This window comes from Serratia sp. 22278 (assembly GCF_052045405.1).
Taxonomy (GTDB): Bacteria; Pseudomonadota; Gammaproteobacteria; order Enterobacterales; family Enterobacteriaceae; genus Serratia; species Serratia marcescens.
This window is the reverse complement of record NZ_JBQEOW010000013.1, coordinates 26,992-48,351: the sequence shown is the minus strand read 5'-3', so window position 1 is coordinate 48,351 and position 21,360 is coordinate 26,992. Positions and strand designations below refer to the sequence as shown.

The following is a 21,360-nucleotide window of genomic DNA, read 5'->3' as shown; positions in this document are numbered from 1 at the left end:
AGCAATCAATTGAAATAAATAAAGGCGCGGGATCCGCGCCTTAGCTGAAGAGGTAACGTTACCGAATTACAGCTTCGGGCCGGCGCTAACCAGCGCGGCGCCCGCAGGCGTGTCGGTGTATTTGTCGAAGTTGGTGATGAAGCGCTCGGCCAGATCCTGCGCTTTTTCCTGCCACTGCTCGAGGCTGGCGTAGGTGTTGCGCGGATCGAGGATTTCCGGGTTCACGCCCGGCAGCGCGGTCGGCATCGCCAGATCGAAGATAGGCAGAGTGACGGTTTCCGCCTTGTCGATTTCACCGCTCAGGATGGCGTCGATGATGCCGCGCGTATCTTTGATCGAGATGCGTTTGCCGGTGCCGTTCCAGCCGGTGTTGACCAGGTAAGCCTGGGCGCCGGCGGCCTGCATGCGTTTCACCAGCACTTCGGCGTACTGCGTCGGGTGCAGCGACAGGAACGCGGCGCCGAAGCAGGCGGAGAAGGTTGGCGTCGGTTCGGTTACGCCGCGCTCGGTGCCGGCCAGTTTGGCGGTGAAGCCGGACAGGAAGTGGTACTGAGTCTGGTTGGCGGTCAGGCGCGATACCGGCGGCAGCACGCCGAAAGCGTCGGCGGTCAGGAAGATCACCTTGGTGGCGTGACCCGCCTTGGACACCGGCTTGACGATGTTCTGGATATGATAGATCGGGTAAGAAACGCGGGTATTCTCGGTTTTCGAACCGTCGTTGAAGTCGATGCTGCCGTCGGCCAGCACGGTGACGTTTTCCAGCAGCGCATCGCGTTTGATGGCGTGGTAGATGTCCGGTTCGGCTTCTTCAGACAGCTTGATGGTCTTGGCGTAGCAGCCGCCTTCGAAGTTGAACACGCCGTCGTCGTCCCAGCCGTGCTCGTCATCGCCGATCAGCTGACGCTTAGGATCGGTGGAGAGGGTGGTCTTGCCGGTGCCGGACAGGCCGAAGAACACCGCCACGTCGCCTTTCTCGCCCACGTTGGCCGAGCAGTGCATCGAGGCGATGCCTTTCAGCGGCAGCAGGTAGTTCATCATCGAGAACATGCCTTTCTTCATTTCGCCGCCGTACCAGGTGCCGCCGATCAGCTGCATGCGCTCGGTCAGGTTGAAGGCGACGAAGTTCTCCGAGTTCAGGCCTTGCTGCTGCCAGTTCGGGTTGGTGCACTTGGCGCCGTTCATCACCACGAAGTCCGGCTCGAAGTCAGCCAGCTCTTCGTCGCTCGGGCGGATAAACATGTTTTTCACGAAGTGCGCCTGCCAGGCCACCTCGGTGATGAAGCGCACTTTCAGGCGCGAGTCGGCGTTGGCGCCGCAGAAGGTATCCACCACGAACAGGCGTTTGCCGGACAGTTGTTCGGTGACCAGGTGTTTCAGATCGGCCCACACTTCCGGGCTGAGGGGTTTGTTGTCGTTCTTGCCTTTGCCCTGATCGGCCCACCACACGGTATCGCGGGTGATGTCGTCGCGGACGATGTATTTGTCTTTCGGCGAGCGGCCGGTGAAGATGCCGGTATCGACGGAGACGGCACCCAGCTTGGTGACTACCCCACGCTCAAAACCTTCCAGAGATGGGTCTGTTTCTTCCTTAAACAGCAGTTCATAGCTCGGGTTGTGAACGATTTCGCTAACGTCGTGAATGCCGTAAGCGGCCAGATCCTGAGGGGTTATACCTTTAACGCGCATGTTACTACTCCTTGGTCACAGAATTTCTGGCGGCAATTGTAGGGATCTAACGGTGCGTAACCGCGATGGGTATCAAATATTTAACGTTTTAGGCGGTATTTCGTTACGATCTGAGAGATAGCACACGGAAAAAAGCAAACGTGCAAACGGCGGGCGTTGGCGGGCGCCGGGCGCGCCCGCCGAAAGGGTGTCACTTAGTGCAACTGGTCGCTTTCGCCGGTGTTACCCGCATACAACGCGGCAACATCAACCGGGTCAAAGACATAGTGGCTGCCACAGTAGTCGCAGTGCATGTCGATGTTGCCGTCCTGCTCCAGCATGTCCGCCACTTCGTCGGTCGGCAGGGTCAGCAGCGCGTCGGCGCAACGCTGGCGAGAACAGGTGCAGCGGAACTGCACGTCCTGCGGTTCGTACAAGGTGACCTCTTCCTGATGGTACAGGCGGTACAACACTTCGTTGGCCGGCAGGCCGAACAGCTCTTCGCTTTTGACCGTGTTGGTCAGTTGCACCAGATGATCGAAATCATCGAGGTTGCCGTCCTGCGCCGGCAGCACCTGCAGCAGCATACCGGCCGCCGCGGCGTTGCCTTCCGCTTCGCCGGTGCGAATGAACAGGCGGGTTGGCAGCTGCTCGGACTGGCGGAAGTAGGCTTCCAGGCATTCGGCCAGGGTTTCACCTTCCAGGCCGACGACGCCCTGATAGCGCTCGCCTTCCGTTGGGGAAATGGTGATGACCATGACGCCGTTGCCGATCATCTGATGCAAGGTGCTGTCGTCGGCGATAGGCGCCTGGGTGCGAGCAACGCCGCGCATCTCCTGGCGGTTGTTGCCGTTGATCACCGCCAGCTTCAGCGGGCCGTCGCCTTGCAGCTGAACGGTGATGTCGCCGTCGAACTTCAGGGTCGCGGTCAGCAGACTGGTGGCGACCAGCAGTTCACCCAGCAGCTTTTGCACCGGCGCCGGGTAGTCGTGGTTATTCAGGATCTGCTGATAGGTTTCGCTGACGGTAACCAGCTCGCCGCGCACCGCGTAGTTTTCAAACAGGTAACGGTGCAATTGGTCATGGTTGGACATAATCTTCTCTCATTGCGGTGAGGGCTTATTCCGGCTCACCAAATTTAAATTTCATCAGGTCGCGCCGCTCCTTTTTGTCCGGACGACGGTCCGGATGCGGCATGGTCAACGCGTTCATCTTGCGCGCCAGCGCCATTTTTTCGCGGTTGGCGATGCTGGCTTCGGTTTCCTGATACATTTGCTGCGCCTCGCCGGCGCCGCGGCGTTGGCTGGTCAGCGCCAGCACGATCACCGTACGTTCTTCGTTGCCCTGCCGCAGCTTGAGCTCGGCGTTAAGTTCGACAATCTTGCTCGGCTTGCCACGCTGGCCGTTGTAATGCACCTTGCCGCCGTCGATCATTTCGCGCGCCAGCGCGCGGGTCTTGTAGAAGCGTGCGGCCCACAGCCATTTATCCAGCCGGACCGCGTCGTCGCGCGTCGCTTTGTCCTTCATGCTTCCCCCTTGGCCAGCGCCGGTATCAACAGGCGATAGTCGCGCATCGACGGATGGCGCTGGAAGCTTTTCTCCGCCGTGCTGGAGTCCGGGTTTTGCACGCCCAGGCAGTAACGAATGCCGAAAGTGCGCGCCGCGTCGAGGATCGGCTCGCCGTCGTCGACAAACAGCGTGCGCTGCGGGTTGAACCCGGTGTGCTGTTGCACCGCCTGCCACAGACGCTGATCTTCTTTCGGATAACCAAATGTGTGGGTGGAAAACAATAAATCAAGGTGCCGATCCAGACCGGTATGCTCGATTTTCACCGCCAGGCTGTGCGGATGGGCGTTGGTCAGCAAAATGGTTTGCAGGCCGGCGCCGCGCAGCGCCCGTAAAAACGGCTCGGTATCCTCGCGCAGCCGGGCGCGGCTGCCCACTTCGCTGGTCATGCGGTAGATATCCAGATCCAACCGCTCGCTCCAGTAATCGAAGCAATACCAATTCATGGTGTGCTGCACCGCCTGATATTCCCGCTCAATGATATGACGGGCTTCGTCAAACGGAATGGCGCGCCTTTCGCTCAGCGCTTGCGGCACCAGGCTGAGCCAGAAGTGACTGTCGAATTCCAGGTCCAGCAAGGTGCCGTCCATATCCAGCAGCACGGTATCGATCTGCGGCCAATCAAATTCGGGAACCATAAAAACTCCACGGGCGGACCGACGGGCGGTCCGCAGATGAGAATAATAGCGTTAGCGTAGCATAAGCAGATGACAGGGCGGAGGCCCGGCGTCAGGTTCAGGCCATCGGCCGCATCGACATCGGATTGATCTGCGGATTGAAGCAGCTGTCGTAGTAACGCTGGATATCGGCGACGCGGTGCTGATTGATGCGCCGACGCTGCACCAGCCGCCAGGCGTTATAGCCCAGGCTGACGACCACCGCCAGCAACAGCAGGCTGGTGCCGAGGTAGCGCCACAGGGTGATCATGTCCGGTTCGCTGTGCAGCGCCACGTGGCGGGTGCCGTTGGCATCGACGCTGAGGCTGGTGATCACCCCCTGGGCCTGGAACGGGGTATGCAGCAGCAGAGTGGAAAGGCGCTGCAGCTCATTCCACTGGTCGAGGGCGTTGTATTCGCTCTGCGGCGCTGAAGACTGCGGATGGCTGACCAGCTGGCGGCCTTCATCGCTGCGGATCAGGAAACCGCCCGGCGGCGGGCTGTTGAGCGCCGCGGCGGCCAGGCGCGTTTCATTGAAGATGAACGACGACGTGGCCACTTTGGTCAGGCTTTCCAGCGACTCTGCGCTTACCGGGCGCAGCAGGACGTTGACGCCTTGCAGCGCGCCGGATCTGGCGCGTTTCACCAGGCCGCTCCAGTTTTTGGCGTTGCCCAGGTTGACCAAGGCGTTTTTTAACCGCACGCAGTCGTTTTCTGCCTGGCACAAATCCTGTGTTTTCAGAACGATATCAGAGAAGTCATCCAACAGGATCATGCCGGATTTCTCGATGGCGCTGGCCAGCTGCGGGTTGACTTTCTGATCGGCGCCGCTCGGATGCAGCTGGCTGTTGACCGTGGCCAGCAGGGCCGTCGCTTTGTCTATGACTTCCGATTCCGGCTGCGGCAGCGGGGCGGCGTTGTTCCAATAGATGCCGGAGCAGTCGAACGGCGCAAAATTGACGGTGCCGCCGCCGTTGGCCGGCGGCGGCACATAGCACATGCCGCTGCCGCGCACTTTCAGCGTGTCGCCGATGCGCAGCGGCGTGGCTTCCAGGGCCTGCACGCTGGTCACTTCCACTTTTTGCGCACCCTGCAGCCAGGCCATGCTGAGGGTCAGCGGCAGGTTGAGCGGAATATAGATCAACAGCAACAGCAGTACCAGCGCCGAGCTGGCGACCAGCACCGCGTTGCGGCCCCACTGCTGCAGCGGGAAATTCTTCACTTCGTCATGCAGCGAGAGGAAGCGCCCCTGGCGCACTACCTGCCGATTGAGGTAGACGTCCACATCGGTGGTCTTGCCCAGATCCTGCGTCAGGTACGGCTGCCAATGCGGCGGGTAGATAAGATCGATGATGCCGAGCGAAATGTTGCTGATCTGCCCCTGATCGGACTCGCCGAACAGGCCCCAGCGCTTCGGCGTGCCGCGCAGGCAGTGGATCTCTTTCAGCTCACGCGACGCCGGACGGCGGAACAGGTTCCAGCATCCCCAGGCGATCATCAGCACCGCCACAAAAATCATCCAGGGGATAACCAGCACCGGGCTTATCAGGCTGAAGAACAGCAGCAGCAGCGCGGCGGAGATGATGACGGCTTCACGGATGCCGTTCGGCCGGTTCAGCGCATGCTCTTCCGGCGTTTCCTTGCGAATATTGACCAGCTCGACATGCTCGCTCTCTTCCTTGCGGATGGACGCGTTTTTGGTCGGCGTGGCGGCCACCACCGGCGGCTGCGGCCGATCGTGAATATGATCTTTCAGCGAGTGCCCGTTGAGCGAAATCACCAGCGGCAGCGTCTGGGTTCTGATCACTTCCACATGGTTGTCGGCGGTGATATAGGGTTCCCAAAACGGCGGCAGATGCACCTCTTCCGCGTCGAGGTAATAGCGCCATTTATTGGGATCGTCGCTGGCCAGCCCGTAGCGGGTAATGGCGTGCGTGACCGGATATACGTTATCGCTTTGCGGTGTGAGCGCCAGCTTGGCCGCGGGCAGCGTAGCGCCGCCGCCGGGCAACAGTTTGTTGCTCAGCTTGTTTTGCTGATTGAGATAGAACTCGACCGCGGCGCGCTCTTCGTCGGTCAGCTTGCGGTGGGCAGGCTTGATAAACGGCAATGCGTGCGCCAGCGCCGACGGGTTGCGGGCCTTGAACCACAGGTACAGGCCGGCGGCAATCAGGCAGACAAGCACTAAGGCCAATATCAACACTATTGTGCTCATGCAATCCCCATCTCACACCCGTGAATTTCGCCAACCTGATGAAAAGCTGAATATTATACGGAGTAAACCGCCAGGAGGCACCCAGAACTAATGAGGGAACAAACAGATTCTCGCTCTGGATCTCATTCCTTCATGACGCAAGGCCATTTTATCACTGATTCTTGCCTGCGTGATACTAGCAACCGGTCTCTGCCGTCGATATCGGTATTATCCTATTTTCTTGCGCGCTGTTTGCTGAATCAGTACGGAAAATCGCCGGCCGCTGGCTACGCTTGTTAAAAGAAAGTAAATTACTGTTCATGCGCGTTGCGGCGGAGCTTGCCCTTAACGCACAATGTGATCAGGATCGAATTTGGTCAGCGTTTGAGCGCCAACGAGCCGTGCGTTACGCCAATCATTTTTTCGGTTGCCCGTCCGCGCCTGGGTAACCTCTTTGAGGCAATCATGGATAAACACCTGCAAAAACCTAAAATTCTGAAAGTGGAAACGGTCGCGCGTTCGCGTTTGTTTAACGTCGAGTCGGTCGATTTGGAATTCAGCAACGGTGTTCGGCGGGTGTATGAACGCATGCGGCCTTCGGATCGCGAAGCGGTGATGATCGTGCCGGTGATTGGCGATGACCTGCTGCTGATCCGCGAATATGCGGTCGGCACCGAATCCTATGAGCTGGGGTTCCCGAAAGGGCTGATCGATCCCGGCGAAGGGGTGCTGGAGGCGGCCAACCGCGAGCTGATGGAAGAGGTGGGGTACGGCGCGAAACGCTTTGATTTTCTCAGTAAGCTGACGATGGCACCGTCCTACTTTTCCAGCAAAATGAATATCGTGCTGGCGCACGATCTCTATCCGCAGAGCCTGGAGGGGGATGAGCCGGAGCCCTTGCCGCAGGTGCGCTGGCCGATCGCCAACATGATGGCGCTGCTGGCGGAACCGGATTTCCGTGAGGCGCGCAACGTCAGCGCGCTGTTCCTTTCCGAGGCATTTTTGCGCGCGTCGCGCTGATACGCTTCACGCCGAATAAAAAAAGGGCCAGATTTCTCTGGCCCTTTTCGATCAGAACAGCTCGTGGCTTTCACCGCCCGGATCGGTCAACGTGGTGCCGGTATCGCGCGATGGGTAGTCCGTCGGCTGCGTTCCTTCGATGAAGTACTCGGAACGGCTGCCGCCGCCACCGCCAGAGAGCTTGCCGCTGCTCTTGTCGATGGTGACGCTGATGATGCCCGGCGGCGGCGTGACTTTCTGCTCTGGGATGCCTTCCAGCGCGGTTTTCATAAAGTCGTCCCACGCCGGCTGGGCGCTCTTGGCACCGCCTTCACCGCCGGAAATCTGATCCGGGATGGCGCCGGATACCGTCGAACGGCCCAGGTCGCGGCGGTGATCGTCGAAACCGATCCACACCGAGGTCACGGTATCCGGGCCATAGCCTGAGAACCAGGCGTCCTTGGAACTGTTGGTGGTACCGGTTTTGCCGCCGATATCATGACGTTTCAGATCGCGGCCGGCGCGCCAGGCGGTACCCATCCAACCCGGTTCGCCGAAGATGTTGCTGTTCAGCGCGTCGTGGATCAGGAAGGCCAGCTGTGTGCTGATGACGTGCGGCGCATACTGTTGATCGCCGTCCTGCTGTACCTGAGCCGGGGTGACTTGCTCCAGCTGAGGCATCGGCACCGTGCTGTTGTTGCCTTCCTGCGAGGTGGCGACGTTTTCGATGTTGTCGTCGGACAGCACCGCCGAACGGTGGGTGTCGCCGTAGATCACCGGCAGGTTACAGCTGCCGCACACCACTTTCGGTTTGGCTTCGAACACCGTATTGCCGTTATCGTCTTCAATTTTGGTGATGAAGTACGGGTCGACCAGATAACCGCCGTTCGCCAGCACCGCGTAGCCGCGCACCAGCTGCATCGGGGTGAAGGAGGCGGACCCCAGCGCCAGCGATTCGGTATGCACGATATTCTGCGCCGGGAAGCCGAAGCGCTGCAGATATTCCGCCGCGTAGTCGACGCCCATCGCGCGCATCGCACGCACCATCACCACGTTCTTCGACTGCCCCAGCCCCTGTCGCAGGCGAATCGGGCCGTCGTAGGTCGGCGGCGAGTTCTTCGGCCGCCAGTCGGTGCCGGCGCCGGCATCCCAACGGGTAATCGGCAAGTCATTCAGAATGGTGGCCAGCGTCAGGCCTTTATCCATCGCGGCGGTGTACAGGAACGGTTTGATGTTCGAGCCCACCTGACGCAGAGCCTGCGTGACGCGGTTGAACTTGCTCTGATTGAAGTCGAAGCCGCCAACCAGCGCTTTCACCGCGCCGTCGTTCGGGTTGATAGAGACCAGCGCCGAGTTGACGTCCGGCACCTGCGACAGCCACCAGGCTTCGTTCACTTTACGCACCCACACTTGCTGGCCGGTCTGCACTACGTCGGTGACGCGTTTCGGCGTTGGGCCTTGCTGAATGTCCGAACGGTATGGGCGTGCCCAGCGCATGGTCGCCATCGGCAGGGCAATACTGCTGCCGTCGGCCAGCATCGCCGTCGCTTCCTGCGGGTTGGCGGCGGTGATCACCGCCGGCGCCAGCGGGCCGTAGTTCGGCAGGTTTTTCAGCGAATCGACAATCTGTTTGCGATCCCAGGCCGCTTCGCCGACTTTCCACAACACGTTGGATGGGCCGCGGTAACCGTGGCGCATGTCATAGGCCAGCACGTTGTTGCGTACCGACTCCTGCGCCGCCAACTGCAGCCGTTTGGTGACGGTGGTGTAAACCTTGTAACCGTCGGTATAGGCGTTTTCACCGTAACGCTTGATCATCTCCTGACGCACCATCTCGGAGAGATACGGCGCGGAGAAGCTGATTTCCGGCGCATGGTAATTGGCGACCAGATCTTCGGAGCGCGCCTGATCGTACTGCGCCTGCGTGATGTAGTGTTCGTCCAGCATGCGCGACAGCACCACGTTGCGGCGGGCAACTGCGCGATCGTGCGAATAGAGCGGGTTGAAGGTGGACGGCGCTTTCGGCAGGCCGGCGATGGTCGCCATTTCGCTCAGGGTCAGCTGGCTGACGTCTTTGCCGAAATAGACCTGCGCGGCGGCGCCTACGCCGTAGGCGCGGTAACCCAGATAGATCTTGTTCAGATACAGCTCAAGGATTTCATCCTTGGTGAGCATCTGCTCGATGCGCACCGCCAGGAAGGCTTCCTTGATTTTACGCATCAGGGTGCGTTCCGGGCTTAAGAAGAAGTTACGCGCCAGCTGTTGGGTAATGGTACTGGCCCCCTGCGAAGCGTGGCCGGAGACCAACGCGATGGAGGCGGCGCGGAAGATGCCGACCGGATCGACGCCATGGTGATCATAGAAGCGGCTGTCTTCGGTGGCGATGAATGCGTGCACCATCACCGGTGGAATTTGATCCAGTTTCAGCGGAATGCGGCGCTTCTCGCCGTATTGGGCGATCAGTTCGCCATCGGCGCTGTAGACCTGCATCGGTATCTGCAGCCGCACATCTTTCAGCGTTGCGACGTCGGGCAGCTGCGGCTCGACATATTTGTACAAGCCGAAAATCGAGGCTGCTCCCAGCACGATGCAACATACTGCAAGGATTAGTAAATACTTTACGAACTTCACCTGAGATTTCCCATTTCTAAGTCATTTGGGCAGTTTATAAACAACCGCGCGGTAGTATAAAGGCAAGCCTGCGACATGGATATGTTCTTTTATCATCTGATGTTATGGAGGCTTGCGAAACATGTTCCCTCAAGCATGGCAGGTGGGGCTGGATATACAAATCGACTGCGTGCGGGCGGTGGCGGCCCAACGCCGCCGCAACGGCTGGCAGTTGCGCCACTGGTGGCAGCAGGCGCTGCCGCAGGCGGTTTTACGCGATGGCTGTCTGGAACCTTCCGAATTCCTGATCCGGGCGCTGCGGCAATGGCGCGTCCAACTGCCGCGACATATTTCCTTACGCATTGCCCTGCCGGCGCAGCGCGTGTTGCAGCAACGCATGGCGCAGCCGGACGTGCGGCTGCGCGAGCCGGAACGCAGCGACTATATCGGCGGCCACGGTGTGAAGCAGTTTCCGCTCGATGGCCAGACGCTGGCGCTCGACTATCGCACCGCGCCGGCGGATGAGGCGGCGCTGTTGCTGACCGCCGCGCGGCGGCAGGAGCTGCAGCAGTGGCTGCATTGTCTGCGTCAGGCTGGCCTGCATCCGCAAGCGGTCGATATCACCCCCTGCGCGCTGCGGATGATGGCGACGGCGGCAGGCGTGCCGCCCGCTGCGGGGCTGATGCACCGTCTCGAACGAGAATGGCTGTGGGTGGCGCCGGCCGACGGCGCGTTCGCTTTTGGTCTGGCGCCGGGCGACGATGACGCGCAGGCGCTGCGGGCGCTGCAAGCTCAGATGCCGGTGGGCGACGATCGGCCGGTCTATGCCGGCAGCGTGCTGGCGGGAGCCTTGCCCGCCGGTTGCCTTGCCTGGTCGCCGCTCAGCGCCTTCACGCAGCTGCGTCCGCCGTTGCCTGCGCATCCTTCGGCGTTCGCGTTGGCCGGTGGCCTGGCGCTGCGCGAGGAGGATCGCTGATGTATCAGGTCAACTTTCTGCCCTGGCGACAACGCCGCGATCGGCGACGCGGCTATTTCTGGTTGGGCGTGCTGATGTTGCAGGTAATGGCACTGCTGCTGGCGCTGTTCCTGGTCGCCGGCCAATTGCGTCACCAACAGGCGCAGCGGCAGGCGCGGCTGGCGATGCTGGGTGAAGAGCTGGCGGCACTGACGTTGCTCGCCCGTCAGCAACAGCAAGAGCGGGCGCAGCGGGCGCTGCACCGCGCCCGCGCCGAACGGCAGGCGAGCAACGCCCAGCATAACCGGCGTTATTTTCAGCTGCTGCAGCAATTGTCCTCCAGCATTCCTCCACCGCTGTGGCTCACGGCGCTGGAGAGCGATGCGGTGAACGGCCTGCGGCTGCGTGGATTGAGCCGTTCTCCTGCGGCCATCACGCAGTTCGAACGGCGGCTGGCGGGGATGCCTGCGTTGCCGCGGTTGCGTTTGGCTGAGGTGGCGCAACGCGACGACGGCCTGTACACCTTTCATCTGGCGGCGCAGTGGGGGCGTGATGGATAACCGTTTGTCATCCGGGCTGCGCCTCTGGCTGAGCTTGCCGGGCTGGCTATTGCTGCTGTCGCAAGGGTTGGGTATCGGCACGTTGGCGCTGTTGGGCGGTGGCTGGATGCTGCAAGACGAATGGCGTCAGCGGGAAAGCGCGGGGGAGCGGCAACAGCGCCTGTTGCAACAGATCGCCATGGTGCAACGCCAACTGGACGAGGTGCCGGAAACCGCTATCCCGGCGGCGCCGCTTCCTCCGTCCACCAACGGCGATCTGGCGAGCGTGCTGCAACGGGCGGGAGGCGCCTTGTTGCGCTGGCAGCGGCAGGAAAAACCGCCGCGGCAAACGCTGAGCTTGCGCATTGACTACGCCGGTTTGCTGGCGCTGCTGGAGGCGCTGCCCGCCGATTTACGCCTCGAGCAACTGAGCGTGGAGACGCCGTCCCTTGGCATGACGGCGCGGTTGGTTTTGCAGGATGCCGCCGAGGATCAGCCCAATGAGTAAAAGACCCGGCCGTTGGTGGTGGCTGCTGTGGCCATGGGCATTATGCGCTGAGCCGCGCGACCCGTTTGCGCCGCTTCCGATGTCTGCTTGTGCCCAAACGGAGGCGTCGCCGGCGAGCTGGCGACTGAAAGGCGTCATCGGGCAACCGACGCTGCGCTATGGCTGGGTGGTGACGCCGGCGGGGCAATGGTTGCGCCTGCGGCCGCAGCAACGGGTGCTGGCCGAGCGCTGGCAGGTGACGCAGGTGCAGGCGCGTAGCTTGACGTTAACGGCGCTGACGGCCGAACCGGATTGCCCGGCGAGCCAGGGCGACGTCTCGCTCATGATGGACAACAAGGATGGCAAACCATGAAAGGATGTGCTGGATTGGGCGTGGCGCTGTGGTGCCTGACGCTCGGCACCGCGCAGGCGCAGGATAAGCAGCGGGTTTCCCTGGAATTTCAGGATGCACCGGTCACGGTCATCCTGCAGGCGTTGGCGGATTATCGGCAGATGAACCTGATCGCCGCGCCCGGCGTGAGCGGCAACCTGACGCTGCGGCTAGAGAATGTGCCCTGGCCTCAGGCGCTGGCGTTGACCCTGCGCATGGGCAAACTGGCGATGACGCGGGAAGGCAACGTGATACTGATCTCGCCGGAGCCGGACGCGCAGGAAAAAAGGCAGCAGCGAGAGGCGTTGGCGCAGCGGCAACCGCTGCACAGCCTGACCCTGACGTTACAGAACGGCGATGCGGCGGAAATTGCCGAAAGCCTCAACGCCCAACGCGGCGCGTTGCTGAGCGAGCGTGGCAGCGTGTTGGCGGATAAACGCACCAATACGTTGCTGCTGCGCGACACCGCGCCAATCCTGACGCAGTTGAAAAAGCGGATAACGGAAATGGACGCGCCGCTGGCGCAGGTGCAACTGGCGGCGCATATCGTGACCATCAACCGCGAAAGCCTGCGTGAGCTTGGCGTGCGTTGGGGGTTGGCGGCCGACGACAGGCCGGCGCGGCCGTTGCGGCCGGGCAATGTCGGTGTCAATCTGCCGCTGGAACGCGGCGCCGTGAACGCCGGTTTTCATCTGGCGCGCATCAGCGGGCGTTTGTTGAGCCTCGAGCTGACGGCGCTGGAGCAGGAGAATCAGGTGGAGATCATCGCCAGTCCGCGCCTGCTGACGGCGCACCTGCAAACCGCCAGCATCAAACAGGGGACGGAGATCCCTTATGAAGTGTCGAGCGGCGCCAGCGGTGCGACCGCCATCGAGTTCAAAGAGGCGGTGCTGGGCATGGAGGTGACGCCGAAAGTGTTGCCGGACGGGCGCATCACGCTGACGCTGCACATCAGCCAAAATATGCCGGGGCGCGCCATCAGCCGCGGGGCGGGTGAGGCATTGACCATCGATAAACAAGAGATTAAGACGCAGATCACGGTGAAAAGCGGCGAAACCCTGGTGCTCGGCGGTATTTTTCAACGGCATAGCGGCAAGACGGCGGACAAGGTGCCGGGATTGGGGGATGCGCCACTGCTGGGGGGCTTGTTCCGGCAAAGCGGCGCACAACAGAAAAAACGCGAACTGGTGATCTTCATTACGCCGACTCTGATTAAGGGATAAGCGGCTGCCTGTCGGCTGGGCGGCAAATCTCCTAAAGTTGATGAGCAGATACACTTTTTTATCCCCTTGGGGGGATCTGCGTTTGACGCTGCGGCCGATTTAGCTTACAAGGGTTACCGAATTGAGCACCGAGGTTTTTTGTTAGCGTCAAGACGCCGTTAAAAACATATGGTTTCCCTCCCGCGGCGTGGATTGCGATTTATTCGGTTGCCAAACTACCAAGAGTGTTGAGATAATTTTTCGTCTGATCTCGCACTATCGCTCATGAGGTTTCAGTTTAGGTCCCGCCGCTGATTTGATTGGCGGGGCGGGTTAACATTAACGAATTGTCTTAGTAATACCGAAAAACATGGCAGAGAAACGCAATATCTTTCTGGTTGGGCCTATGGGTGCCGGCAAAAGCACTATTGGCCGTCAGTTAGCTCAGCAACTCAATATGGAGTTCTTCGACTCCGATCAAGAAATTGAGCGACGTACCGGAGCTGACGTGGGCTGGGTATTCGACGTGGAAGGGGAAGAAGGTTTCCGCGATCGTGAAGAAAAAGTCATTAATGAACTGACGGAAAAACAAGGGATTGTGTTGGCGACCGGCGGCGGTTCGGTGAAGTCGCGCGAAACGCGCAACCGTCTGTCCGCGCGCGGCGTGGTGGTCTATCTGGAAACCACGATCGAGAAGCAGCTTGCTCGTACCCAGCGTGATAAAAAACGCCCGCTGCTGCAGGTCGATTCTCCGCCGCGTGAAGTGCTGGAAGCCTTGGCGAAAGAACGCAATCCGTTGTATGAAGAGATTGCCGATGTCACCATCCGCACCGACGATCAGAGCGCTAAAGTGGTTGCCAACCAGATCATCAACATGCTGGAAAGCAACTGATTGCCGCTTTCCGCGTTCGCCGTCGGCCAATGCGGAGAACTGATTTGTGTTCCCCGCAGTTGCGGGGATCAACCACCGCCGCACCATACAGAGAACTGAGCGCGACATGGAGAGAATTACTGTAACGCTTGGGGAGCGCAGCTACCCGATTACCATCGCCGCCGGATTGTTCAACGATCCGGCTTCTTTTATGCCGTTGAAGGCGGGTGAGCAAGCGATGTTGGTCACCAACCAGACCCTGGCGCCGCTTTATCTGGAGCGTGTCCGGCAGGTGCTGGAGCAGGGCGGCGTCGTGGTGGATCAGGTGATCCTTCCTGATGGTGAGCAGTACAAATCTCTGGCGGTGTTGGAGCAGGTGTTTTCAGCGCTGCTGGAAAAACCGCACGGGCGCGATACTACGCTGATCGCCCTCGGCGGCGGCGTTGTCGGCGATCTGACCGGCTTTGCCGCCGCGTGCTACCAACGCGGCGTGCGCTTCATTCAGGTTCCCACCACGCTGTTGTCGCAGGTGGACTCTTCCGTGGGCGGCAAGACCGCCGTCAACCACCCGCTCGGCAAAAACATGATCGGCGCTTTCTATCAACCCGCTTCGGTGGTGGTTGATCTGGATTGCCTGAAAACGTTGCCGACGCGTGAACTCTCTTCCGGCCTGGCAGAAGTCATCAAATACGGGATCATTCTCGATCGCGAGTTCTTCGTCTGGTTGGAAAACAACATCGATGCGCTGATGGCGCTGGATATGCAGGCGTTGGCCTACTGTATCCGCCGCTGCTGCGAGCTCAAGGCCGAGGTTGTGGCCGCCGACGAACGCGAAAGCGGCCTGCGAGCCTTGCTGAATCTTGGCCATACTTACGGCCACGCCATCGAAGCCGAAATGGGCTACGGCGTATGGCTGCACGGCGAAGCGGTGGCTGCGGGCATGGTGATGGCGGCGGAAACCGCGCACCGTCTCGGCCAGTTCTCCGTTGAAGACATTGAGCGCATCAAAACGCTGCTGCTGCGCGCCGGCTTGCCGGTCTGCGGGCCGCAGGAAATGACGCCGGAATCCTATCTGCCGCACATGCTGCGTGACAAGAAAGTGCTGGCGGGTGAACTGCGTCTGGTGCTGCCGACCGCGATCGGTGCGGCGGAAGTGCGCGGCGGCGTAGGGCATGAGCTGGTGTTGGCGTCGATCGCCGCCTGCCTGCCTGAGCGGGCGAGTAATTAAATCGGACTAAGTAACAGTGGCTTAGCCGCCATTTGCATCTATATTAATACAGTGAGCAGAGCACGACGGGTGTCGCTTTGCCATCATCGGGTTAATCTGCCCGTGCCACGGTAGATCTACGGTGGCGGGCTTTTGCCTCTAGTTGGAGGGTTTCAGATGGACGAGTTTAAACCGGAAGACGATCTCAGACCTGATAGCAGCGATCGTCGCCCTACGCGCTCGCGCAAGCCGGCCGCCGCGCCGCGCTTCGCCGTTTCGCGCCAACATTTGATGATTGGCATCGGCATTTTGGTGCTGCTGCTGCTGATTATCGGCATCGGTTCAGCCCTGAAGGCGCCGACCAAACATGAAGCGGCTCAGGAGAACGGCGCGCAAAACGGCGGAGCCCGCGATATCAACCTGTCCGGTTCTTCGTCGCTGACCACCGCCAACAACGGCGTGCCGGGCGGCACGACGGATACCCACGATAACAACGGCGTGAGCGCGACTCAGCCGCAGCAACCTCAGAACGTCAGCGTTCCGCCGATCTCCGGCACGCCGACCGAAGCGCAAACGCAGCCTCAGCAGGGCGGTGCGCAGCAGCGCGTCGATTTGCCGGGCAACATGGCGGATGCGCTGTCGCAGCAGCAGGGGCAGGTGGATGCGGCGACCCAAGGCATGACTGGCGCAGCGTCGACGTTGCCGACCGCACCGGCGACGGTGATGAGCGGTGCCGCAGCGCGCGAAGCGACGCGTCCTGTGCAGGGAACCGCGCCGCAACAGCATAAAACGCCGGCGAAAACCGCCGCCGCCAAACCGACCGCAACGCAGCATAAATCACCGACCACGGTGTATACGCCGCCGGCCAAGCCGTCTTCCACCGCGAAAGCGGGAGCGGTCGCCAGCAGCGGCAGCTCTCTGCAGTCTGCGCCGGGCAGCCACTATACCTTGCAACTGAGCAGCGCTTCGCGTTCCGATACGCTGAACGCCTACGCCAAACAGCAGAAACTGCAGAATTACCTGGTGTACGCCACCAAGCGTGACGGCAAGCCGTGGTACGTGCTGGTGAGCGGCAACTATGCTTCTTCCGCAGAAGCGAAGCGCGCCATTGCTTCGTTGCCGGCGGATGTGCAGGCGAAAAAACCGTGGGTCCGACCTGTACACCAAGTGCAGCAAGATCTTAAAAAATAAATCATTTAAATTTGTGCGCTGATGTGCTGTCTGAAACAGAGTACAATCCGCCGCTCTGAATTGTATAAGTAGCTAATTGACGGCATGAAGAAAAACCGCGCTTTTTTAAAATGGGCTGGTGGAAAATACCCGCTGGTAGATGAGATTCGTCGCCATCTGCCGGCGGGAGACTGCTTAATCGAGCCCTTCGTGGGTGCGGGATCCGTCTTTCTGAATACGGATTACGACGCCTACATTCTCGCCGACATCAATAGCGATCTTATCAACCTGTATAACATCGTTAAGCTGCGCACGGATGACTTCGTGCGCGATGCCCGCACGCTTTTCGCCGATGAATTCAATAACTCGGATCAGTTTTACCTGCTGAGAGAAGAGTTTAATACTAGCACCGAGCCTTACCGCCGGGCGCTGCTGTTCCTGTACCTGAACCGTCACTGCTATAACGGCCTGTGCCGCTATAACCTGCGCGGCGAGTTCAACGTGCCGTTCGGCCGGTACAAGAAACCGTACTTCCCGGAAGAAGAGCTCTACTGGTTTGCCGAAAAATCGCGCAATGCCACTTTTGTCTGCGAGCATTACCGCGATACCATGGCGAAGGCCGTGGCCGGTGCCGTGGTGTATTGCGATCCGCCTTACGCGCCGCTGTCGGCGACGGCGAATTTCACCGCTTACCACACCAACAGCTTCAGCATCGCCGATCAGCAGAGCCTGGCGCATCTGGCGCACCAGCTCTCGGTAGAGAGCCAGGTACCGGTATTGATCTCCAATCACGATACCGAGCTGACGCGCGACTGGTACCAGCATGCTGCGCTGTATGTGGTGAAAGCGCGCCGCACAATCAGCCGCAACATTCTCGGCCGCAGTAAAGTGAACGAGCTTTTGGCGCTGTATCGCTAAGCCGGGGGCACCCCGGCGCATAACAACTCGACCCTACGTTTGGAGAAGCGGATGAAAAAGTTTTTGATTGCCCCGTCCATTCTGTCGGCAGATTTTGCCCGGTTAGGTGAAGATACCGCTAACGTGCTGGCCGCAGGCGGCGACGTGGTGCACTTCGACGTCATGGACAACCACTATGTGCCCAATCTGACCATCGGTCCAATGGTGTGCGAAGCGCTGCGCAACTACGGCATTACCGCGCCGATTGACGTGCATCTGATGGTCAAGCCGGTAGATCGCATCGTGCCAGATTTCGCCAAGGCCGGCGCGTCTTATATCTCTTTCCACCCCGAAGCTTCCGAACATGTCGATCGCACCATTCAGCTGATCAAAGAGCACGGTTGTAAGGCCGGTCTGGTGTTTAACCCGGCGACGCCGCTGAGCTACCTCGATTACGTGATGGATAAAATTGACGTGATCCTGCTGATGTCGGTCAACCCGGGCTTCGGCGGCCAGTCGTTCATCCACGGCACCCTGGACAAGCTGCGCCAGGTGCGCAAACTGATCGACGACAGCGGTCGCGATATCCGCCTGGAGGTCGACGGCGGGGTGAAGGTGGATAACATCGCCGAAATCGCCGCCGCAGGCGCCGATATGTTCGTCGCCGGTTCCGCCATCTTTGGCCAGCCGGACTACCGCAAGGTGATTGACGAAATGCGCAGCGAGCTGGCGAAGGTTACCCATGGCTGATTTCGGCGCGATCCGCGCATTGGCCTTCGATCTGGACGGCACGCTGGTCGACAGCGCGCCGGGTCTGGCGGCCGCCATCGATATGGCGCTGGAAGAGACGGGCCTGCCGCAAGCGGGTGAGGCACGGGTCAGCACCTGGATCGGCAACGGCGCCGACGTGCTGGTGCAGCGCGCGCTGCGTTGGGCGGAGGCGGAAGGCACGCCGGCGCAGTGCAGCCGGCTGCGTGAACGCTTCGACCATTTCTACGCGCAGACCGTCGACAGCGGCAGCCGTCTGTTCCCACAGGTGCAAGAGACGCTGGCCCGCCTGGCCGCGCACGGTTACCCGATGGCGCTGGTGACCAACAAGCCGACGCCGTTCGTGGCGCCGCTGCTGGCATCGTTGGGCATTGGCGACTATTTCTCGCTGGTGATCGGCGGCGACGACGTGACGGAAAAGAAACCGCACCCGGCGCCGTTGTACCTGGTGCTCGGCAAGCTTGGGCTGCGCGCGCATGAGCTGCTGTTCGTCGGCGATTCACGCAACGATATTCAAGCCGCGCAGGGCGCCGGTTGTCCGAGCGTCGGCTTTACCTACGGTTATAACTACGGTGAATCGATCGCCCTGAGCCACCCCGATCGGGTGTTGGAGCGCTTCGCCGATTTGTTGCCCGCTCTTGGGCTGTCATCTTTAGAGAATCAGGAAATTTAAACATGAGTAAGCCCATCGTATTTAGCGGCGCGCAGCCGTCCGGCGAACTGACCATCGGCAACTACATGGGTGCGCTGCGTCAGTGGGTGCAGATGCAGGACGACTACGACTGCATCTACTGCATCGTCGATCTGCATGCCATCACCGTGCGCCAGGACGCCGAGAAGCTGCGCAAGGCCACGCTGGATACGCTGGCGCTGTATCTGGCCTGCGGCATCGATCCGGAAAAAAGCACCATCTTCGTGCAGTCGCACGTGCCTGAGCATACGCAGCTGAGTTGGGTGCTGAACTGTTACACCTATTTCGGCGAACTGAGCCGCATGACGCAGTTCAAGGACAAATCCGCACGCTACGCCGAGAACATCAACGCCGGGCTGTTCAGCTATCCGGTGCTGATGGCGGCGGATATCCTGTTGTATCAAACCAACCAGGTGCCGGTGGGCGAAGACCAGAAACAGCACCTGGAGCTGAGCCGCGACGTGGGCCAGCGTTTCAACGCGCTGTACGGCGACGTGTTCAAAGTGCCGGAGCCGTTTATTCCTAAATCCGGCGCGCGCGTGATGTCGCTGCAGGAGCCGACCAAGAAGATGTCCAAGTCGGACGACAACCGCAACAACGTGATCGGCCTGCTGGAAGATCCGAAAGCGGTGACCAAGAAGATCAAACGCGCAATGACCGACTCGGAAGAGCCGCCTGTCGTGCGTTACGACGTGGTCAACAAGGCGGGCGTCTCCAACCTGCTGGATATCCTCGCCGGCGTGACCGGCAAGAGCATCGCGCAGTTGGAAGCCGAGTTCGAAGGCCAGATGTACGGCCACCTGAAAGGCGCGGTGGCGGAAGCCGTCTCTGGCATGCTGGCTGAGCTGCAGGAGCGCTACCACCGCTTCCGCAACGACGAAGCCTATCTGCAGCTGGTGATGCGCGACGGCGCCGCCAAGGCGCGCGCGCGCGCGCAGGAAACCCTGGCGAAGGTCTATCAGGCCGTCGGTTTCGTACCGCCGCAGGCGTAACGCCGGCGCAAATAAAAAAGCGGCCTTAGGCCGCTTTTTTTACGTCGGTATCACGCCATTTGCGCCAGGCTGGCGGGCGATTCCTCGCTGGCGAACCAATTGAGCTTGCTGCGCAGGCTGACCACGCTGCCGACGATGATCAGGCTGGGGCTGGCGGCCTGCAGGGACAAGGCGCCCAGTTGGTGGAGTTCGCCTTCGATCACCCGCTGGCGGCAAGAAGTGCCGTTTTCCACCAGCGCCACCGGCGTGGCGGCCGGCAGTCCGTTCGCGATCAGCCGGCGCTGGATTTCCGTCGCTTGCGACAGCCCCATATAGAACACCAGCGTCTGTTGCCCGGCGGCCAGCGTCGCCCAGTCCAATCCACCGTCGGCCTTGGCGTGGCCGGTCACCAGGCGGACGCTCTGCGCATGGTCGCGGTGGGTGAGCGGGATGCCGCTGTAGGCGGAACAGCCGGAGGCGGCGGTAATGCCAGGCACCACCGAGAACGGCACGTTGGCGTCCGCCAGCGTCTCCAGCTCTTCGCCGCCGCGGCCGAAGATAAAGGGATCGCCGCCCTTCAGGCGTACCACGCGTTTGCCTTGCAGCGCCTGCTGCAGCAGGATTTGGTTGATCTGTTCCTGCGGCACGCAGTGGTGCCCGGCGCGTTTGCCGACGAAGATGCGCTCGGCGTCGCGGCGCACCAGCGTCATGATCTCTTCGGAGACCAGCCGGTCGTAAACCACCACGTCGGCCTGCTGGATCTGTTGCAGCCCTTTCAGCGTCAGCAAACCGGCATCGCCTGGCCCGGCGCCTACCAGCACCACTTCACCGCGATCTTCCCGTTGTTCGCTGAACAACTGCTCGAGCTGGCGTTCGGCCAGCGCGGCGTCGCCGTTGGCCAGCGATTGCGCCAGCCGATCGTGGGCGAACAACCTTTCCCAGAAGCGACGGCGTGCGCCGAGGCCGCTGAAGCGTTGTTTTACCCGCTGCCGCAGCGAGCCGCCCAGTTGAGCCAGCTTGCCGAGGTGCTGCGGCAGCATCGCTTCCAGCTTCTCGCGCAGCAGCCGCGCCAGCACCGGCGCTTTGCCGCCGGAGGACACCGCCACCATGATCGGCGAACGATCGATAATCGACGGCATGATAAAGCTGGCGCGTTTCGGATCGTCGACCACGTTGCAGAACACCCGTTGCTGGTTGGCGCACTGGTATACCCGCGCGTTGACCTCCAGCCGGTCAGTGGCGGCGATCACCAGCCATTTTTCCGCCAGCAGGGCCGGGCTGAATTCGCCTGCGGCCAGCGTCAACCGGCCTTCTTCCGCCCACAGGCGGAACTGCGGGGTGAAGTCCAGGGCGTTGACGGTCAGCGCCGCGCCGGCGTCCAGCAGCAGGCGCGCCTTGCGTTCGGCGATCTCGCCGCCGCCGACCAGCAGACAGGCTTTATGTTGCAGTTGGCAGAAAATCGGCAGGTAGTCCATCGGCACTCCTCGGGGTCATCAGGGTGGGGGGCGAAATGCGCCCCCG

Annotated in this window: 20 protein-coding genes; 13 read left to right on the top strand and 7 right to left on the bottom strand. The window is 60.9% G+C overall.

The annotated features are described in order from the left end of the window. Positions 1-66 precede the first annotated feature (66 nt). The 5 genes from pckA to ACTJJ6_RS19830 form a co-directional block, all read right to left on the bottom strand. On the bottom strand, positions 67-1,686 hold the full coding sequence (gene pckA / locus ACTJJ6_RS19850) for a phosphoenolpyruvate carboxykinase (ATP) (RefSeq protein WP_015379308.1): 1,620 nt from the start codon (positions 1,684-1,686) through the stop codon (positions 67-69). Between the two features lie 194 nt (positions 1,687-1,880). Continuing rightward, complete coding sequence (hslO, locus tag ACTJJ6_RS19845) at positions 1,881-2,759, bottom strand: Hsp33 family molecular chaperone HslO (protein ID WP_015379307.1); 879 nt, start codon at positions 2,757-2,759, stop codon at positions 1,881-1,883. 25 nt (positions 2,760-2,784) lie between these two features. Further along, a complete protein-coding gene (gene hslR, locus ACTJJ6_RS19840; RefSeq protein WP_016930377.1) occupies positions 2,785-3,192 on the bottom strand; it encodes a ribosome-associated heat shock protein Hsp15 in 408 nt (135 codons plus the stop codon). Further along, positions 3,189-3,869 (bottom strand): GMP/IMP nucleotidase, encoded by a 681-nt coding sequence (gene yrfG / locus ACTJJ6_RS19835; RefSeq protein ID WP_016930376.1) that lies wholly within the window; start codon positions 3,867-3,869, stop codon positions 3,189-3,191. The genes hslR and yrfG overlap by 4 nt, the downstream gene beginning before the upstream one ends. 97 nt (positions 3,870-3,966) lie before the next feature. After that, positions 3,967-6,102 carry an intracellular growth attenuator family protein gene (locus ACTJJ6_RS19830; protein WP_028127610.1) on the bottom strand — a complete coding sequence of 712 codons (2,136 nt, stop codon included), beginning with the start codon at positions 6,100-6,102 and terminating at the stop codon, positions 3,967-3,969. 444 nt (positions 6,103-6,546) lie between these two features. Here ACTJJ6_RS19830 and nudE point away from each other — a divergent pair, with 444 nt between their 5' ends. Next, entirely contained in the window at positions 6,547-7,101 is a 555-nt protein-coding gene (nudE, locus tag ACTJJ6_RS19825) for an ADP compounds hydrolase NudE (RefSeq protein WP_015379304.1), read from the top strand. Between the two features lie 51 nt (positions 7,102-7,152). Here the strand turns inward: nudE and mrcA are convergent, their stop codons facing one another. Further along, positions 7,153-9,711 (bottom strand): peptidoglycan glycosyltransferase/peptidoglycan DD-transpeptidase MrcA, encoded by a 2,559-nt coding sequence (gene mrcA / locus ACTJJ6_RS19820; protein ID WP_143778632.1) that lies wholly within the window; start codon positions 9,709-9,711, stop codon positions 7,153-7,155. 121 nt (positions 9,712-9,832) lie between these two features. Here mrcA and pilM point away from each other — a divergent pair, with 121 nt between their 5' ends. The 12 genes from pilM to trpS all read left to right on the top strand — a co-directional run bounded on the left by pilM (position 9,833) and on the right by trpS (position 19,860). After that, entirely contained in the window at positions 9,833-10,666 is an 834-nt protein-coding gene (gene pilM, locus ACTJJ6_RS19815) for a pilus assembly protein PilM (RefSeq protein ID WP_016930373.1), read from the top strand. Beyond that, positions 10,666-11,205: a PilN domain-containing protein gene (locus ACTJJ6_RS19810; RefSeq protein WP_143778633.1), complete on the top strand. Its 540-nt coding sequence runs from the start codon at positions 10,666-10,668 to the stop codon at positions 11,203-11,205. The genes pilM and ACTJJ6_RS19810 overlap by 1 nt, the downstream gene beginning before the upstream one ends. After that, positions 11,198-11,692, top strand: coding sequence for a hypothetical protein (locus ACTJJ6_RS19805; protein ID WP_049300723.1), 495 nt, complete (start codon positions 11,198-11,200; stop codon positions 11,690-11,692). The genes ACTJJ6_RS19810 and ACTJJ6_RS19805 overlap by 8 nt, the downstream gene beginning before the upstream one ends. Then, positions 11,685-12,044 (top strand): HofP DNA utilization family protein, encoded by a 360-nt coding sequence (locus tag ACTJJ6_RS19800; RefSeq protein WP_097101269.1) that lies wholly within the window; start codon positions 11,685-11,687, stop codon positions 12,042-12,044. Before ACTJJ6_RS19805 ends, ACTJJ6_RS19800 begins: the two co-directional genes overlap by 8 nt. Further along, positions 12,041-13,285 (top strand): DNA uptake porin HofQ, encoded by a 1,245-nt coding sequence (gene hofQ / locus ACTJJ6_RS19795; RefSeq protein ID WP_049300722.1) that lies wholly within the window; start codon positions 12,041-12,043, stop codon positions 13,283-13,285. The genes ACTJJ6_RS19800 and hofQ overlap by 4 nt, the downstream gene beginning before the upstream one ends. Before the next feature lie 349 nt (positions 13,286-13,634). Next, on the top strand, positions 13,635-14,156 hold the full coding sequence (aroK, locus tag ACTJJ6_RS19790; protein WP_004391482.1) for a shikimate kinase AroK: 522 nt from the start codon (positions 13,635-13,637) through the stop codon (positions 14,154-14,156). A 106-nt stretch (positions 14,157-14,262) separates the two neighbouring features. Continuing rightward, positions 14,263-15,363 carry a 3-dehydroquinate synthase gene (aroB, locus tag ACTJJ6_RS19785; protein WP_016930366.1) on the top strand — a complete coding sequence of 367 codons (1,101 nt, stop codon included), beginning with the start codon at positions 14,263-14,265 and terminating at the stop codon, positions 15,361-15,363. 156 nt (positions 15,364-15,519) lie between these two features. Next, positions 15,520-16,533: an SPOR domain-containing protein gene (locus ACTJJ6_RS19780; protein WP_016930365.1), complete on the top strand. Its 1,014-nt coding sequence runs from the start codon at positions 15,520-15,522 to the stop codon at positions 16,531-16,533. An 84-nt stretch (positions 16,534-16,617) separates the two neighbouring features. Beyond that, on the top strand, positions 16,618-17,430 hold the full coding sequence (gene dam, locus ACTJJ6_RS19775; protein ID WP_004930319.1) for an adenine-specific DNA-methyltransferase: 813 nt from the start codon (positions 16,618-16,620) through the stop codon (positions 17,428-17,430). Positions 17,431-17,481: 51 nt separating this feature from the next. After that, entirely contained in the window at positions 17,482-18,159 is a 678-nt protein-coding gene (gene rpe, locus ACTJJ6_RS19770; RefSeq protein WP_004930320.1) for a ribulose-phosphate 3-epimerase, read from the top strand. Then, positions 18,152-18,850, top strand: coding sequence for a phosphoglycolate phosphatase (locus tag ACTJJ6_RS19765; protein ID WP_049300721.1), 699 nt, complete (start codon positions 18,152-18,154; stop codon positions 18,848-18,850). Before rpe ends, ACTJJ6_RS19765 begins: the two co-directional genes overlap by 8 nt. Before the next feature lie 2 nt (positions 18,851-18,852). Continuing rightward, positions 18,853-19,860 (top strand): tryptophan--tRNA ligase, encoded by a 1,008-nt coding sequence (trpS, locus tag ACTJJ6_RS19760; RefSeq protein ID WP_440803969.1) that lies wholly within the window; start codon positions 18,853-18,855, stop codon positions 19,858-19,860. Positions 19,861-19,910: 50 nt separating this feature from the next. Here the strand turns inward: trpS and cysG are convergent, their stop codons facing one another. Beyond that, complete coding sequence (cysG, locus tag ACTJJ6_RS19755) at positions 19,911-21,314, bottom strand: siroheme synthase CysG (protein ID WP_049300719.1); 1,404 nt, start codon at positions 21,312-21,314, stop codon at positions 19,911-19,913. Positions 21,315-21,360: the final 46 nt, after the last annotated feature.

Excerpts from the sequence above, each read along its gene's own strand:
- pckA (WP_015379308.1), bottom strand. The coding sequence starts at position 1,686 with ATGCGCGTTAAAGGTATAACCCCTCAGGATCTGGCCGCTTACGGCATT.
- hslO (WP_015379307.1), bottom strand. The coding sequence starts at position 2,759 with ATGTCCAACCATGACCAATTGCACCGTTACCTGTTTGAAAACTACGCG.
- hslR (WP_016930377.1), bottom strand. The coding sequence starts at position 3,192 with ATGAAGGACAAAGCGACGCGCGACGACGCGGTCCGGCTGGATAAATGG.
- yrfG (WP_016930376.1), bottom strand. The coding sequence starts at position 3,869 with ATGGTTCCCGAATTTGATTGGCCGCAGATCGATACCGTGCTGCTGGAT.
- ACTJJ6_RS19830 (WP_028127610.1), bottom strand. The coding sequence starts at position 6,102 with ATGAGCACAATAGTGTTGATATTGGCCTTAGTGCTTGTCTGCCTGATT.
- nudE (WP_015379304.1), top strand. The coding sequence starts at position 6,547 with ATGGATAAACACCTGCAAAAACCTAAAATTCTGAAAGTGGAAACGGTC.
- pilM (WP_016930373.1), top strand. The coding sequence starts at position 9,833 with ATGTTCCCTCAAGCATGGCAGGTGGGGCTGGATATACAAATCGACTGC.
- ACTJJ6_RS19810 (WP_143778633.1), top strand. The coding sequence starts at position 10,666 with ATGTATCAGGTCAACTTTCTGCCCTGGCGACAACGCCGCGATCGGCGA.
- ACTJJ6_RS19805 (WP_049300723.1), top strand. The coding sequence starts at position 11,198 with ATGGATAACCGTTTGTCATCCGGGCTGCGCCTCTGGCTGAGCTTGCCG.
- ACTJJ6_RS19800 (WP_097101269.1), top strand. The coding sequence starts at position 11,685 with ATGAGTAAAAGACCCGGCCGTTGGTGGTGGCTGCTGTGGCCATGGGCA.
- hofQ (WP_049300722.1), top strand. The coding sequence starts at position 12,041 with ATGAAAGGATGTGCTGGATTGGGCGTGGCGCTGTGGTGCCTGACGCTC.
- aroK (WP_004391482.1), top strand. The coding sequence starts at position 13,635 with ATGGCAGAGAAACGCAATATCTTTCTGGTTGGGCCTATGGGTGCCGGC.
- aroB (WP_016930366.1), top strand. The coding sequence starts at position 14,263 with ATGGAGAGAATTACTGTAACGCTTGGGGAGCGCAGCTACCCGATTACC.
- ACTJJ6_RS19780 (WP_016930365.1), top strand. The coding sequence starts at position 15,520 with ATGGACGAGTTTAAACCGGAAGACGATCTCAGACCTGATAGCAGCGAT.
- dam (WP_004930319.1), top strand. The coding sequence starts at position 16,618 with ATGAAGAAAAACCGCGCTTTTTTAAAATGGGCTGGTGGAAAATACCCG.
- rpe (WP_004930320.1), top strand. The coding sequence starts at position 17,482 with ATGAAAAAGTTTTTGATTGCCCCGTCCATTCTGTCGGCAGATTTTGCC.
- ACTJJ6_RS19765 (WP_049300721.1), top strand. The coding sequence starts at position 18,152 with ATGGCTGATTTCGGCGCGATCCGCGCATTGGCCTTCGATCTGGACGGC.
- trpS (WP_440803969.1), top strand. The coding sequence starts at position 18,853 with ATGAGTAAGCCCATCGTATTTAGCGGCGCGCAGCCGTCCGGCGAACTG.
- cysG (WP_049300719.1), bottom strand. The coding sequence starts at position 21,314 with ATGGACTACCTGCCGATTTTCTGCCAACTGCAACATAAAGCCTGTCTG.